Genomic DNA, 14,359 nt, shown 5'->3' on the forward strand with positions numbered 1-14,359 from the left:
TCAATGGGAATCGGTTTATCTTGAAATAGATGTAGAAATGATTAGCTGTATTTTTGATATAAGATATCTTATTTCCATATTTTAACTTATATTTATTTTTTTGTCAATCCGATAATTGATTTTTTCATACAGCAAAAAAATAGTAAAAAAGATGGTTGACATCCTTGCTCTAATATTGTAAAATATATTTTGTTCTCAGCAAAGAACTTCAGAATAATATGCGATAGTAGTACAGTTGGTAGTACGCAACCTTGCCAAGGTTGAGGTCGCGGGTTCGAGTCCCGTCTATCGCTCTTTTTAATGCTGGAAAATCTAGTATTTCTCATGGTTTCATCGGTTTAAATAGTAAATCTGACTGCTGTCAAAATTAAATTATTGATGTCAAAAAGTTTGGACACTTTTTAAAGAAAAAATGACGATAGTTTTTATAAAACTGCCGCCATTTTTTTTCGTTTCTTTTCCGCTTCTGTTGAAATGATGTAGCATTGTTCCGTGGTTGCGATATCCGAATGACCAAGTATATCTGCAATATCTCTGGTACTCATTCCAGCTTCATGTAATACAGTTGCAACGGTTTTGCGTAGCAGATGAGGATGTACTCTGTCAGGTTCAACCCCGGCTCTTTCACATAAATTCTTTAAATCTTTAGAAAGCTTTGCTGTTTTTTCTATATATTGATGCCCATCATAGCAAAGCAGTTGATTTGGTTTATACCATCCATTTTGCTGATGCAATTCCTTTAAAAGCCTTAATACTAACATAGCTCTCCCGGTCAGTGGCACTTCACGTTTGGAATGTGCAGTCTTTGTTTCACCAATGTCATAAACCTGTTTAATGATATGGTATAAAAAAAGTTGACACCCGCATTACCGAAATGGACACGGTGATTGGATGCGAGGGCAGCCGCAAGGTTCTCCTGACCATGCACTTTTGTTCCTGTGACATTATGGCAGCGTTCCTCCTGGACTCCAAGGAAACCACAGGAGTTGAAAAAGTGTTTGACTCTATCAATAAAGCTTATCGGTACATGGCTTTTCAGCACCGCAATCCCCCTGATACTTACCGGCAGGGGAGGCGAGTTCAGACATCCGGACAAGCTTGAATGCGGCATTGACAATATCATCCGCACAAGGATCTATTATTGTGATCCGATGGCTTCATGGCAGAAACCGCACTGTGAGCGGAACCACGAATACATCCGGAAAATCTGCCCGCAGGGCAAGAGCTCTTTCGATAACATGACACAGGATGACGTGAACCTGATGATGAGCCACATTAACAGTTCCTGCCGGGAAAGTCTCGGCGGTCTGACACCGTTCACACTTGCAAAAATGATATTGCCCGATGAACTCATGGACTTCCTCCATCTGTCTGAAATTCCGGCGGATGAAGTCATCCTTACGCCGGCACTGGTAAACGGCAAGCAGAAACCAATGCGTAACACGCAGGCATAAGACGCTGGTATTTCATGTGTTTACAGTAGGGGCATCCATGCTCGGCTGGCACAACGTGCCAACACTTTAATTACCCTGTGACGAATGCCTAACAATAAAATAAATCTGCGGATACGAGCCACCATAATAACCTATTAGGCAGGTGGAATTCAGTCTTACAGTACACAATCCCAGTTGCTTGCAACCGCATACCCTTTTTTTAGCAGCCAATGGTCAAGGGTAACTAAATTCCACTTTATACCCATTCCTGACATCTGTCAAAGCCTTAAAAATGGAATTTAGTTGTCAATACGGAATTTAAGTTTACAAGCGGATTTTAACTTTTCATTCAGGTATTCTTTAAAAACAGTCTGCCCCGTTTTTTAACCTTCAGGGGACATAAACGACATCCCATTCTGAGGGAGTTGTGTGCCAAAACAGGCACATGCTGTCGCCCCCACATCTGACAATGTTTTTCTTATCCCAAGATCTGTCCCTTCCATCCCCTTTTTATATACGAGCAAAGGGACACATTCTCTTGTATGTTTGCTGTGTCCGATCTCGGGATCATTTCCATGATCCGCCATCACGACCAGGATATCCTGCTTTTTGAGGCACTCCATAAGTTCTCCGATCTTGCGGTCCGCGATCTCCAGGATCTTTTTGTAAGCCGGTGCTGACTGGGAATGTCCGGCCAGGTCTGTTTCCTGTACATTTGTACAGATAAATCCCTTTTTCATCCGCCCCATCTCCCTGATCGTAAGTTCCATGACTTCTTCCGTATCCACGCAGGAAACGCTCTTCCCATACTCATTATTCACGATATCTGCGACTTTTCCAAACAGCGAGACCTCATATCCCGCCCTGCCAAGAATGGACGGAGCCTGTACCTGCGGATCCACGCCATATCCTAAATGCCTGCACTGATACCCATGCTCATAAGATCTTGACTTTGAAGACGCTATCCCGATGAACCTCCCCTGTCTGATCTCTTCGGCATCCCACAGATCCTGCATCGTATTGCCTGTCCCTCCAAATACGATGACCCGACCAACTGTGGCAACCTTCCTCACTAGCCGGCCGATCTCAAGTTCTTTTTCAAAGGGCATATAATCCAGCGGAGCCGTCACATTATAGCACATTCCCAGATCTGCCTCCAGGTTGTCCGCCACAGTGGCATATTCGTCGACAAGAAGATATCTGAGCCCTTTCCTCTCGATCACTTCGACAATATATCCTGCTTTTTCCAGACAGTCCCGTATCTCCTCGGCTTTCTCCTGAAATGGATGCTGATCCGGCTTTTTGGGGAGGGTCCCCATGATCTCCTGATGTCCTATAAACGTATCTGCCCCAAAATGCATCAGCTCACATTTCCCGAAGTTTGCGCAAGGTGCAAACTTCATGCATGAGCTCTCCTTTCCATAGGCGTTCATCAGTCCCAGCCTCTCCAGATTCCTTAATCTCAGTTCGGGAAACCTCCGCAGCAAAGACCCCAATGTATCCGCCTTCTGGTCAGCTGGCCTGACCATTGCCGTATCTTTCATAGCACCGATGCCGAAGCCGTCTAACACGATCACTACGAATCTTTTGTCCATTTCTGCCTCCCCTGACTGTCATAGACTCCTATGATCTTTTTCTCTCCTCTGTGAAGCCCTTCCACGAGCACGACATCACTTCGCGTCACAAATATCTGAAACCGGAACGCCATAAGCACGGTATCTCCCACCTGGCACATCTGCGAAAGCCCAAAGTGATAGTCGATACTGTCACTGTCCGGTGGGATGACAGAAACCTGTTCCATCTTCTCCATCCCCGTCCCCACAAGAGCGTTTTCCACATGGGAGCGCCTGTAATATCCGCCCCCGTAACAGTAACCTCTGTTCTCAAAATTGTGGGATACTTCCGTTACATATACACAACATGGGATCTCCGGCTCATCACATTCCGCGTGAAGTGGTGTAGTCCCCGTCAGCCCATGGCCGGGTTCCGCGCTGTTGCCCCCATAGACCGCCATTTTTTTCAGGGTCGAACAGCAGCTTGCGGAAGGCGTGTTTACAAGTTCACACGGCATCCCTGCCTTCTCCATGATTGATGCCGCCTCTAACACGGTCTTCAGATTATGGATCGGCCGAATCTTCTTCTCTTCTGAGTCATACAGATAGCACGGGAACGACGTGACCCCTGCCACTTTTACATTTTTACAGTCTTTCTCCACCCAAAGCGCGGTCTCTTTCATCTCTTCCAGCGAAAATCCGGCGGTCTGTCCGGAATACATCATGTCACCGCCTGCAGCGACACGGAGTAATATTTTCTGTATCTTTCCAAGTTCCGCGGCGGCTTTTTGTATCTCTTCGATTTTTTCGCGGGTATAGACGGTCATATATTCCACCCCATAAGCCACAAAACATTTTACTTTATGGCCAGGTATCTGCACCAGATGGCCCGCATTTTTGATGGGGATGCCATGGCGCATCATGACTTCAGCTTCTTTATAGTCAACGGTCACTGCCCCTTCATATCCCATCTCGACAAGTCTCTTTGCCAGATATGGATTTCTCCCGACTTGTTTGAGCATAAAGAAGAGCCTTATGCCGTATGCTTTGCCCGTCTTCGCGATATTCCGCGCATTTTCAAGGAATGTATCTACATCTATTATGTAAGAATCCGGGCTGACCCGGCCCGTCTGGTGCAGTTCAAACGCCGTGTTTAACAGTGCCGGATTCTTCTTTCTCAACTGGTTCACAAACATATCTTCACACTTTCTACCGCCCTTTTAAGGATACGCAGCACCGTATCAGCGCCTCCCCGCATAGGATTGATACGGATCATCCTCTTCTCGAGAGCGGGATCTGCTTTTCGGAATGTGCCGGAGAGTCTGTAAAACATAGGCACTATCTCATATTTCGATTCTGCCCCCACCGGATTTGGGGCCGCGCCGGATCTTTCTGCCTCTTCTAACACCTGAGCGGCAATATCTTCTTCAAATTCTACAAGTACGATCTTAGATTGCGCATTTGCCAGAAAGGCGTCTTTTATCCCGTCTATCTCGCCGGCTTTCAGTCTTCTGACACACTCCTTCCCCACCTCTGCTTCAATGGCCAGAGACACCGGGGCATATGTCAGCCCGCGCAGGACATCCATGGCCTCGTGGCCCTGTACCTGCATCCCCCCGGAATAATTCCATCCTATGATCTTGTCTGTATATCTTTTCTTCCCGATAACGATCCCCACTCCTTCCGGCCCAAGGAGCTTAAAAGAGGAAAAACACGAAAGATCCGCGCCACACTGCACTCCGGTCCTGCTCATCTTCATCACGGCATAATTGTCATCAGTTAAGATGAGGATATCCGCACATTTTCTGATGGTCCCGATCACAGTCTCCATATCATAGCTGTCTTCTGGCTTCTGTCTCGTATATTGTATTAGGGCCCCCCGGATATCCGGATCCTGCCCCAATGCCCGTTCTATGTCTGCCAGGTTGTTAAAATCCGCTTTTTTAAGATCTAGTCCCATCATTTCCATGGAAATGGAAGTCGTACTGTAGACCGGGGCATCATGAATCAATATCTTGCTGCCCGGTGGCATCATGGCAGACAGGCCCAGACGAATGGCGCCGCTTCCTGCGCCCCGTACAAGGACGCAGGATTCCGCATCAAAAAAGTCCGCGATGACCTGTTCTGCCTTATATGTCGTCACAGGCTTATTGAAACCAGGCACGACACCCAGATCTCCTCTGCTCAGCATCTCATGCCCCCGAAATACTTTCGTGATACAATCGATCATCTTAAACTGGGCCGCGACAGCTTCTTTTACATCCATCCCTTCCAACGGATAAGTCAGCAATATATTTCCCTCCTTTACTTCTACATATCAAGGATCCTGGCTGGATTATGGATCAGCATCTTGTCAAGCGTTTCCTGTGACACGCCTCTTTCCCTGAGAAGTGGCACAAATCTTTTCATGACAGTGGTATAGCCGTCGTACTTCCCATATCTCACCATATAGGATCTCCTCGAGATATCCTGGGATAAGAGGATGTGGTCCTCATATCCCTTTTCAAGCAGCCACATCAGATTGTCCGCCCGCTTTTCGTCCGACAGATATGCTGTCTTTCCCACTGTATCGTATGCTATATTCACTCCCGTATCCAGGATCGCTTTCTGATAGGCTCTGTCGTCCGACAGGTCGATATGGCCTAAAATGACCTTATCCGGATCTATCCCCTGTCCTTGCAGCAAGGCAGATTGTTCCAGCCCCAGCTGCCCCAGCTGGCAATGTGTCGTCACGGCACATCCTGTCTTTACCCCTGCTGCCGCAGCCGCTTTCAGTACTTTTTCTTCACTGGGAGCCAGTTCTTTCTCCCCGCCTGCCACTTCTCCTATGATACCTGCTCTTATGTCAGTCCCGTCTATCCCTTCCAGGATATCCCGGCAAAAAATATCACAGATTTCTCCTATTGTCCCCGACCGGACACTTTCAGGGTGATACGCTTCCAGATAAAATCCGGTCGACGCGATGATCTGTATGCCACATTCTCTGCTTATCTGCCTGAGCATGCGCACATTTCTCCCCATGTCATTGCAGGTCACTTCGATCACACTTTTGACCCCCAGGGCTTTCATAAGATCCACTTCACTTTCGATGAGCACCGAATCGTCAAATACGGAGTCTGTATCCTTTCGTACCGGGGACAAGTCCAGGGCAAGATGTTCGTGGCACATGGTGACGCCGACAGCTCCGGCATCAATACGTCCTTTAACTGTATTTATCATAACTTTTCACCGTCTTTTCTGTCTTATACCAGCGGCGTAAGCCCGATCAGGTAGGTAAGGTTGAGCAGGAGCCCTGTCGCGATGGCCGCGATCGGGCCGATAGCCATGCGCATGATCTTCCGCCCCGTCGCCTCATTGATCAGATAGATCACGCCACCGATCAAAAACCCGCCTTCTGCACCTGCGGAAGTGCCCGCCCCCATCGCACCGCATGCTGAGATAGAGCCGATCAGCAGGGCGAACTCGACACAGGTGTTCATCGCGCTCCTGATATTGTCAGAAGCATCACGCATAGACGGAAATCTGCCAAGGAATTTCCCGATCAGGCCTAAAAGCATGACTTCCACAAAAATGATGACAGCACCTGATACTGCGGCAATGATCGGATTCGGCGAGAGATATCCTGCAACATAGATAAATGTAAAGCCCGCAACGCCATATACACCTGTCGTAACTGCTGTCGTAGCTATCAGAGGGATAAAACTCAGGCCTCTCATAAATTCATTTGTGGCGACTGTCTTGATAAGAGCATCTGCCTCCGCCGCATCTGTCATCACATACGCCTTGGAAAGATCGAACATGGAAACGTCGCTCCCGGCAAAGACGTGGATATTACATATGACAGCGATAAGTGCTCCCGCGATCATCAGGAACGGAAGGTTTTTCTTGATCCTTGCAGTCCTTTCCGAAAATACATTTAATGTCTCTCCTTCTTTATTGTCTTGTTTATCCTTTGCATCCCTGTAAATGCACAGTGCGACAAGAAGGACGACACCAACCATCATCGTCCATGCATCCGCGCTGATCGTAGAAAATTTCGGCCCCCCGAAACGGAATACCACTACGACGACTGCGGAGATTATCCCTGTCCTCATCCCAAACTGCATGATGATGGTGATGATCGGGAAGATCGCAAAACCTGTGACCACATATGTACCGACATTGCCCAACGCTCCTATCAGGTCTACCGGCATGCCTGTCAGCACGGTGTTCACGCCCCCTATCGCCGTGATACAGAGAACCCCATATGCCGCCCCCAGGATCGGGGCCAGCCACTTCTTCGGCGAGGCGATCCCGATGATATCCGTGGCAAGGAATAAAAGCCATGGATTAAGAAGATTTGTGGCAAGTGCATTTCCGATCCCTACAGATGCGATGAACCCCACACTCAGCCCAAAAGCGATCGTCGCCATCTCCGTTCTGTGCATGCGCCCTTCAATATATTCCGGTATGACAGGTCTTATCCCATCATGAAATACTGCCATGCCCATATGTGAGATAAACGCTGTCATAGCACAAGTGACCATCACTAAAATAATGTTTATAACGCTAAGCTCCATCCCTGTTTCCTCTCTTTCTCCTAAATCACTTTTCTGTCTCTTTCTTCATAAGTACGTCCATCAGTACCGAAACTGTCCCTTCAATATTGGATACTGTCATCCCAAAACATATCTTTCCCGCCTCGACAAAGCTCTCAATCTCAGATCTGTCCGGCTTTCCACCGTTTTTACAGACAGTACAGCATTTTCCATAACCGATGAGCCCGATCAGGATCGAGATCGCCGATCCCCCGCCACTCTCACATGCTCCAAAATAATAATCTGCCCTTCCGTCCTTGAGCATCGGGACCGCCCCCATATCCGTAGTGACGATCGTTTCCGCCTCCGGGCACGCTTTTAAGATAGCGTCCTTCATCTCATTTTTCTGCATCCCGCCGATTGCGATCTTCAATGTTCCTTCCTCCTTTTCCCTTTCTGTGCATTTCAGCCACCCAATACATTACAGACATGGACGAATATGAACCCTTTTTCCGCATCTGAAAGTTCTACTGGAAGTCTGCCCATCACTTTTCCGAAAAATGCGGATGCTTTCTCATAAACAGGTTCCTCTTTAAGCGCTTCCAGGATTTCCGCGTCGATGGGCTCCTCCTTCTCTCCTTCTTTTGTCCTTTTCAGGGCCATCGCCAAATGGGTGATAAAGATCCCTGCTTTTTCTTCATCCACATCCTCCCTCTCCTGTGCGAGGATATCAACTATCTGTCCGCATACAGCGGCATCATCTTTCGTTATGATGTCAGCAGAACATAAAATATCTATCCTCTCATACAGGTTCTCTTTTACTTCCAAACCATCCTCCTTTCTCAATATACAATATTTTGTATATTGGTATGATATATTTTGTCTGCAATGGGACAATGGCACTGTCTTTGCTCCAGCAGACATTTCCCAATACAGACAGTCCAAAGCAATGCTCTTGCTTCTGCTTTGCAGCATCATCTAGTAATCTGCAACGCGCTCCCCTGTCCTTACTTCTTCCAGGACTTTCAGCACACGCTCTTTACTTATATGTTTTTCCAAAAGCGCTTTGATATATTCAGCTCCCTTTTTTACGATGATGACAGCCGCCGAAAACCGCACGTCATACTCTTCTTCGCTGAGAAAGACAACTTTTAGGCCAACCTGCCCATGGGCTATGATATCATCATAGTTCCAGACACCGGCGTCGATCGTCCCTGCCTTTAATCCGGAAATGATATTCTGTGTCTTTATCTCTACAAGTTCTACTTTCTTATCTCTGATGATCCTTTCCGTGATCTTGCTCTGATCCAAAGATGTACTGTCATAACCGACACGCATCCCATCCACGATCCCCGTGCCATCTGTATCCCGCAACATGAGGACATGCCTGGAAAGGAAACTGCCTGCCCCAAAGTTCATGACGATCTCAACCTTGCTGCCCTCCCGCATAGCCTGCTCCGCTGCGTACTGCGAACATACCGCGAACTGATAGGTCCCCGATTCCACGAGCCGGATCCTGCCGACGGCTCCTCTGGAGTACGCCATATTAAAATTCAGTCCTTTCATCGTCTCATAGACCGCTGTGGCAAACCCTTCATATGTCACTGAATAAGGCAGGGGCATGATCCCCAGTATCTCCTCCCTGATACAACAATTCTGGAGTCTGGCATAGTCGATCCCCTCGATATATGTCCCCATATGCCCGTGCGCTTTCAGAGATATACCCTGGCTCTCCTTGATATAAGCCAGCGCATTTTGTATCGTCCCCCGTGATACATGAAACTTCTCCTGATATTCTGAAACCGAAGGGATACGGTCTCCTACATTTCTGGTGAGGAAATCCTGAGCCAACTGTCCTATCGTAACACCGATCTTCTGATATAAATTCTGATCCATACCCTCAACGCCTTTGTACAAAATATTGTATATTGTTAATATAATACTTTCGGCCGGTCTTGTCAAGAAAAAACAGCATCAGTGATAGCGTAAATTTACCTTCGGAAATAATGGTGTAGAGTTCACCCACGATGCTCTGATAAAGTATCAGATAAGGACTTGTGGTTTAACTATGCTATTTTTAGGTATAACAAGCAATCCCGATTTATAGTGAGCATTGTACGGCTTATTCCTCTTAGGTATACTCTTTGACCGGGTTTCAACATCTCTGAGAGAGTTTCAAGTTTTGTGTATACTCAAAAATCTAATGTAAGATACGTTGATAGTTACGATTGGGCAGAGCCGATTGTTTTTGGTTCTGCCCATACCTGCATTATACAGGGATTTCCCCAGTCCTGCCGGTGGCCTGTCCATTTTTTTGTGATCTCCATCGTTACCAGATACAGCATTTTCAGGAGGCTGTCATCTGTTGGGAACACACTCCTGGATTTGGTCACTTTCCGCAGCTGCCGGTTAAAGCCCTCAATGGCATTCGTCGTATAAATAAGCCGTCTGACCACTTCAGGATATTTGAAATAGGTGGAAAGGGTCGCCCAGTTATCATGCCATGATTTATAGATTTTAGGATATTGGGTGTCCCATTTATCCCGAAACAGTTCCAGCTCATTCAGGGCAGTTTCCCCCGTTGGCGCCGCATATACAAGTTTCAGGTCAGCCATTAGTTTTTTGATATCCTTGTAAGAAACGAATTTTGATAATCATGAAACTTTCTGTCCATAACCCTTTGCACATTTTCCAGCTGTGTTATTTCTTTTGTTATACCTTATCGTGTGAAGCACGTCCACCCGAAGGGTATGACATTGCGTTCGGGAACTATTGCGTCATACAGCTCCTGATGCTTTCCGGGCTTTAAAAATATTTAATCTGTGATAAGGAGAATTTCAAAGACTGCATATGGATAATGGCGTCCAGCACAGCACACTGTTCAATACTGTAATACCGGTACTTATTGTCTTCGTCATAAAACCGGGGTTTTAAAAGACCTATCTGGTCATAGTACCGCAAAGCCTGTGTTGAAATATTATTTAGTTTCGCCATCTGTCCAATGGTCAGCCTCGCATAGTCCATATCAAAAACACTTTCCCGGCAGAGGATTAATCTGCTCTTACGATATCAATGATCTGGTCGAAGGGAACAGCAAATCCTTCATCATCTCTCACCATATGGAGAATATCATCTTCTTCACTGTAACGTGCAAACTCTACAAGCATGAATGTACCTGTCACCGTTTCATCCACAGTTGTCACTTTAACCTTGTCCCCCTGGGAGATAAAAACGTCTTCTTTTACTTCTCCATCCTCTTTTACAATTTTTACGCCCGGCAACAGACTTGTAATTTCCATAAAAACATTCCTCCATAAAAATTTATTATATCAGTAAGTATTATACCTTACCGCGCCGGACGCGCCAAGTCCAAGGAGCGTAAAATATAGAATATCCGGTATTCATAATTCTTTGCCATCCTCCTCTGCCGCTTCTTTCTTTCTCGCTTCATCAAAAATTTTTTTCATCCGCCTGTTCAGTCTGTCAGAAGGCTTATCTTCCGGTATCAATGAAGGGTCCGGCACCTTCCGGTGATCATATTCTTTCTTGTTCCTCCCATCTGTCTGCCCATATCCCATGTTCTCCCTCCTTTTTATGTCTTCATTTTATCACCGGGAATCCCGAATCGTTCATGGTAGTTTATGGTAATTATATGCGATATAAGCTTGCATTCGGAATATAGTTAAACATGCAATTAATTTATGTTATACTTTAATTATTCAGATTAGTATTTTGATTGATTCGTATTCAAAGTACTATTTTTTTTGGCCCAAAACAGTTGTGTATTCAACTTTATTCTAAAAAGGAGGATTCTATGAAAAAAATCAGCAGATTAATCTCTGTTATCCATCGCCACGGAATGAGATTTTTTAATTGTTGCCTGGCTGACACTGAGATTGGTCGGGGACAACAGTTTTTTCTTGTGTGCATTTATGAAAATCCGGGGCGCTGCCGTGGCGACGATTACATCACAGATCATCTCCGCACTGATCCTGTTTCTCTACTTCTGCAAACGGAGCCAGATGAGGCTGCATCTAAAAGAATTAAAGCTGGATGGCTCTGTCTGCAAAAATGTGATCGCGCTGGGCACTTCCTCAGGCATCACCCAGTTTATGGCTAAGTAGATGTAATCAAGAGAAAGGAAAAGCACAATCCAGACGGAACCGGCAGTTCTGTCAAGAAATGTTTGTGAGTTAGCAAGAATTTTGATATAATGGGAGCAGAAACCCCGGAGCCTGGAGAAAGGCAGGAGGATAAATGCACATAAGCTATAAACCCCTCTGGCACACACTGGTTGAGCGCAATATGAGGAAAGAGGACTTGCGGCTTGCCGCCGGTCTTACCACAAATATGATTGCCAACATGGGAAAGGGAAAGAACATCAGCATGGAAACGCTGGTTCGTATCTGCAAAACCCTGAATTGTGACATTTTAGATGTGATTGAGTTGGAAGATGATAAAATGGAATAACAGTGAGCTACCAGGTAGCAAAGGCGTATTTACCGCTTTTGCTATTTTTTTGTTGACAGGTTCCACACAATCATATATACTGTACTTATCGAACAAGTACGCAAAATACAGACAGTACGCACGAGAGGGAAATTATGGAGATTGTCATAAGTAATAGTAGCGATAAGCCGATTTATGAACAGATCAGTTCACAGATAAAAAATAAGATTATGAATGGAACATTGGAAGCTGGAGAAATGCTTCCTTCTATGCGGGCATTAGCGAAAGATTTACATATCAGCGTGATAACTGTCCAACGGGCTTATGAGGATTTAACCCGTGATGGATTTATTGAAACTGTATCAGGGAAAGGTAGTTTTGTTGCTTCCCAAAATAAAGAGTTTATTCAAGAAGAACAGTTACGAAAGGCAGAAGAATTATTACAGCAGGTTGTGGATATTGGACGCTCACATGGCATTTCTTATGAGCAGATGGCAAATATTCTAAAAGTGTTGTATGAGGAATAACAGGAGGTCATAAAATGAGTGAAAACAATATCTCTGTAAAAAATTTGTGTAAATCTTTCGATGGCTTTACGCTGAATAATATATCGTTGCAAGTACCTAAAGGAAGGATTGTTGGATTTATCGGAGAAAATGGGGCTGGAAAAAGTACCACAATCAATCTTCTTCTAAATGAGTTGAAAAGAGATAGTGGAACGATTGAAATATTGGGGACAGATACGCTGAATAGTTCTGTTAAAAAGGAAATTGGCGTTGTATTTGACGAATGTAATTTCCATGATTTTTTCACAGCGCAGAACGTAGCAAAAATTTTTTCCGGCGTTTATCCTACATGGGATAATTCATTGTTTACCTTATACATGAAAAAATTAAATATTCCCTTTTCCAAACCAATTAGCTCTTTTTCAAAAGGTATGAAAATGAAACTATCCATCATATGTGCAATGGCTCACAGACCAAAGCTGCTGATTTTAGACGAGGCCACAACAGGTCTTGACCCGGTAGTACGGGATGAAATTCTGGAAATGTTTTTAGACTTCATACAGGACGAAGAACACTCCATTTTCTTTTCATCTCATATTATATCTGATATAGAAAAGATAGCGGATTATGTCATTTTAATTCATCAGGGAAAGATTGTATTTGAGGAAGAAAAGGATACTCTGATTTATCAGTATGGAATTATCCGATGTGAGAAAAAACAGTTTGCAGATATACAGCCAGAGGATTATATCATTTCAAGGAAAACAAATGTAAGTATGGAATGTCTTGTGCGGGATAAGGAAGCCGCCCGGAGAAAATACAAAAATGTGGTTGTTGATAGTGCTTCGCTAGAGGAAATTATGCTGTTCTATATCAAAGGAGGTTCGACAAAATGAGAGGACTGATTTATAAGGACTTTTCTTTATTTTACAAAAGTATCGACAAAAAGCTGATTATCATAGCAGCCGCAGCGATTATTTTACTTTTAGTAAACGCCGGGGATTTTTCCGGACTTTTAGCAACAATTATGTTTGCAATGACTGTCGGTATGCAAAATGTAATGAGTTTTGCCAGCGATGAACAAGTACGATGGAAAAAATATCAGCTTACTATGCCGGTAAATTCATTCTTTGCGGTAGGGAGCAAATATATTTCTGTTCTGCTAACAATAGGAATAAGCATTGCGGCCAGTATTCTTCTCTACTTTGTATCAAGTGTTATATATCAAAGTTTTGATGGAGCATTGCTATTTGTTTCTGTATCAGTAGCCACCATTATTCCACTAATATGTACAGCAATTTGCTTGCCCCTCACTTATTGGTTTGGTTTTCGTTCCGCACAAACAATGGGGCTTCTTGTAACCGTGCCTATTTTCTATCTTATTAAATACTTTGAAGATGGGCCAGGTCTTGTTTCTTTAACTGATACAATATCAGCATACATTTTAGCGGGCTTCCTTATCTCTGCTGTTCTGTTCATCTTCTCTTACGCTGTAAGTGTATTGGGATATTCAAGAAAGAAATAGTATGAGGAACGTTGCTTTATTTGGAGAGAATACCAAGAAGGCAAATGACAAAGATTTATTGTACTTTGCATTAAATAACTCATCAACTATGTAGCACCCTTTATGGAGGAAAGGGGGAATTTCTATGACCTGTACAGAAGAATATAAAGAGCATATCGAATACACATTCCATGCCTTTTGTAAAGTTGTCATACGCAACGCAACAATCAATGCGGCAAGGACAAGGAACAGGAAATACAAAAGAGAAATATCCCTTGAATACCTCACAGATGAAAAGCACTACCCGTTAGGCACAGCAGATAAATATTTCCAAGCGCCAGAGCCGGAGTGCCGCCGTTTTATGAACGGACATTGTATAATGAAGCCAGCTGAAAAC

Annotated in this window: 18 protein-coding genes, 1 tRNA gene and 2 pseudogenes; 8 read left to right on the plus strand and 13 right to left on the minus strand. The window is 44.7% G+C overall.

What is annotated here, in order from left to right:
* The first annotated feature begins 220 nt into the window (after positions 1-220).
* Positions 221-293: transfer RNA gene (locus CI597_RS14540), tRNA-Gly, on the plus strand.
* 132 nt (positions 294-425) lie between these two features.
* Here CI597_RS14540 and CI597_RS14545 read toward each other — a convergent pair.
* Entirely contained in the window at positions 426-839 is a 414-nt protein-coding gene (locus CI597_RS14545) for a site-specific integrase (RefSeq protein WP_081723894.1), read from the minus strand.
* Between the two features lie 159 nt (positions 840-998).
* Here CI597_RS14545 and CI597_RS14550 point away from each other — a divergent pair, with 159 nt between their 5' ends.
* On the plus strand, positions 999-1,454 hold the full coding sequence (locus CI597_RS14550) for a hypothetical protein (RefSeq protein ID WP_143266091.1): 456 nt from the start codon (positions 999-1,001) through the stop codon (positions 1,452-1,454).
* A 362-nt stretch (positions 1,455-1,816) separates the two neighbouring features.
* Here CI597_RS14550 and CI597_RS14555 read toward each other — a convergent pair whose 3' ends face one another.
* The 12 genes and pseudogenes from CI597_RS14555 to CI597_RS18200 form a co-directional block, all read right to left on the minus strand.
* Positions 1,817-3,028 carry a phosphopentomutase gene (locus tag CI597_RS14555; protein WP_024728657.1) on the minus strand — a complete coding sequence of 404 codons (1,212 nt, stop codon included), beginning with the start codon at positions 3,026-3,028 and terminating at the stop codon, positions 1,817-1,819.
* The gene (locus CI597_RS14560; protein WP_024728658.1) at positions 3,010-4,182 is read right to left on the minus strand and encodes an alanine racemase; all 1,173 of its coding nucleotides are present in this window, start codon (positions 4,180-4,182) and stop codon (positions 3,010-3,012) included. Before CI597_RS14560 ends, CI597_RS14555 begins: the two co-directional genes overlap by 19 nt.
* Positions 4,173-5,276, minus strand: a complete 1,104-nt coding sequence (locus CI597_RS14565; protein ID WP_024728659.1) for an aminotransferase class V-fold PLP-dependent enzyme — start codon at positions 5,274-5,276, stop codon at positions 4,173-4,175. The genes CI597_RS14560 and CI597_RS14565 overlap by 10 nt, the downstream gene beginning before the upstream one ends.
* Positions 5,277-5,296: 20 nt before the next feature.
* A complete protein-coding gene (locus CI597_RS14570) occupies positions 5,297-6,205 on the minus strand; it encodes a phosphotriesterase family protein (RefSeq protein ID WP_024728660.1) in 909 nt (302 codons plus the stop codon).
* A gap of 23 nt (positions 6,206-6,228) precedes the next feature.
* Positions 6,229-7,545: a YhfT family protein gene (locus tag CI597_RS14575; RefSeq protein ID WP_024728661.1), complete on the minus strand. Its 1,317-nt coding sequence runs from the start codon at positions 7,543-7,545 to the stop codon at positions 6,229-6,231.
* A 25-nt stretch (positions 7,546-7,570) separates the two neighbouring features.
* A complete protein-coding gene (locus CI597_RS14580) occupies positions 7,571-7,936 on the minus strand; it encodes a DUF2620 family protein (RefSeq protein ID WP_024728662.1) in 366 nt (121 codons plus the stop codon).
* 32 nt (positions 7,937-7,968) lie between these two features.
* Complete coding sequence (locus CI597_RS14585) at positions 7,969-8,331, minus strand: PRD domain-containing protein (protein WP_024728663.1); 363 nt, start codon at positions 8,329-8,331, stop codon at positions 7,969-7,971.
* Positions 8,332-8,481: 150 nt separating this feature from the next.
* Positions 8,482-9,399, minus strand: coding sequence for a GntR family transcriptional regulator YhfZ (gene yhfZ / locus CI597_RS14590; protein WP_024728664.1), 918 nt, complete (start codon positions 9,397-9,399; stop codon positions 8,482-8,484).
* 326 nt (positions 9,400-9,725) lie between these two features.
* A pseudogene (locus CI597_RS14595) lies at positions 9,726-10,154 on the minus strand (transposase); the annotation flags it as partial.
* 154 nt (positions 10,155-10,308) lie between these two features.
* Complete coding sequence (locus tag CI597_RS14600) at positions 10,309-10,527, minus strand: MerR family transcriptional regulator (RefSeq protein WP_024728666.1); 219 nt, start codon at positions 10,525-10,527, stop codon at positions 10,309-10,311.
* Between the two features lie 26 nt (positions 10,528-10,553).
* Positions 10,554-10,802: a hypothetical protein gene (locus tag CI597_RS14605; RefSeq protein ID WP_024728667.1), complete on the minus strand. Its 249-nt coding sequence runs from the start codon at positions 10,800-10,802 to the stop codon at positions 10,554-10,556.
* 102 nt (positions 10,803-10,904) lie between these two features.
* Positions 10,905-11,081 carry a hypothetical protein gene (locus CI597_RS18200; protein ID WP_186992514.1) on the minus strand — a complete coding sequence of 59 codons (177 nt, stop codon included), beginning with the start codon at positions 11,079-11,081 and terminating at the stop codon, positions 10,905-10,907.
* 354 nt (positions 11,082-11,435) lie between these two features.
* On the opposite strand from CI597_RS18200, the gene CI597_RS14615 reads away from it, so the two are divergent.
* The 6 genes and pseudogenes from CI597_RS14615 to CI597_RS18755 form a co-directional block, all read left to right on the plus strand.
* Complete coding sequence (locus CI597_RS14615; protein WP_235824650.1) at positions 11,436-11,627, plus strand: hypothetical protein; 192 nt, start codon at positions 11,436-11,438, stop codon at positions 11,625-11,627.
* Positions 11,628-11,760: 133 nt separating this feature from the next.
* Positions 11,761-11,973, plus strand: a complete 213-nt coding sequence (locus CI597_RS14620) for a helix-turn-helix domain-containing protein (protein WP_024728669.1) — start codon at positions 11,761-11,763, stop codon at positions 11,971-11,973.
* Positions 11,974-12,107: 134 nt separating this feature from the next.
* Positions 12,108-12,479: a GntR family transcriptional regulator gene (locus tag CI597_RS14625; protein WP_024728670.1), complete on the plus strand. Its 372-nt coding sequence runs from the start codon at positions 12,108-12,110 to the stop codon at positions 12,477-12,479.
* A 14-nt stretch (positions 12,480-12,493) separates the two neighbouring features.
* Positions 12,494-13,354 carry an ABC transporter ATP-binding protein gene (locus CI597_RS14630; protein WP_024728671.1) on the plus strand — a complete coding sequence of 287 codons (861 nt, stop codon included), beginning with the start codon at positions 12,494-12,496 and terminating at the stop codon, positions 13,352-13,354.
* On the plus strand, positions 13,351-13,983 hold the full coding sequence (locus CI597_RS14635) for an ABC-2 transporter permease (protein WP_024728672.1): 633 nt from the start codon (positions 13,351-13,353) through the stop codon (positions 13,981-13,983). Before CI597_RS14630 ends, CI597_RS14635 begins: the two co-directional genes overlap by 4 nt.
* A gap of 124 nt (positions 13,984-14,107) precedes the next feature.
* Positions 14,108-14,311 (plus strand): annotated as a pseudogene (locus tag CI597_RS18755) (sigma-70 family RNA polymerase sigma factor); the annotation flags it as partial.
* Between the last annotated feature and the right edge of the window lie 48 nt (positions 14,312-14,359).

The organism is Anaerostipes hominis (ex Lee et al. 2021), assembly GCF_002270485.1.
GTDB lineage: Bacteria > Bacillota > Clostridia > Lachnospirales > Lachnospiraceae > Anaerostipes > Anaerostipes hominis.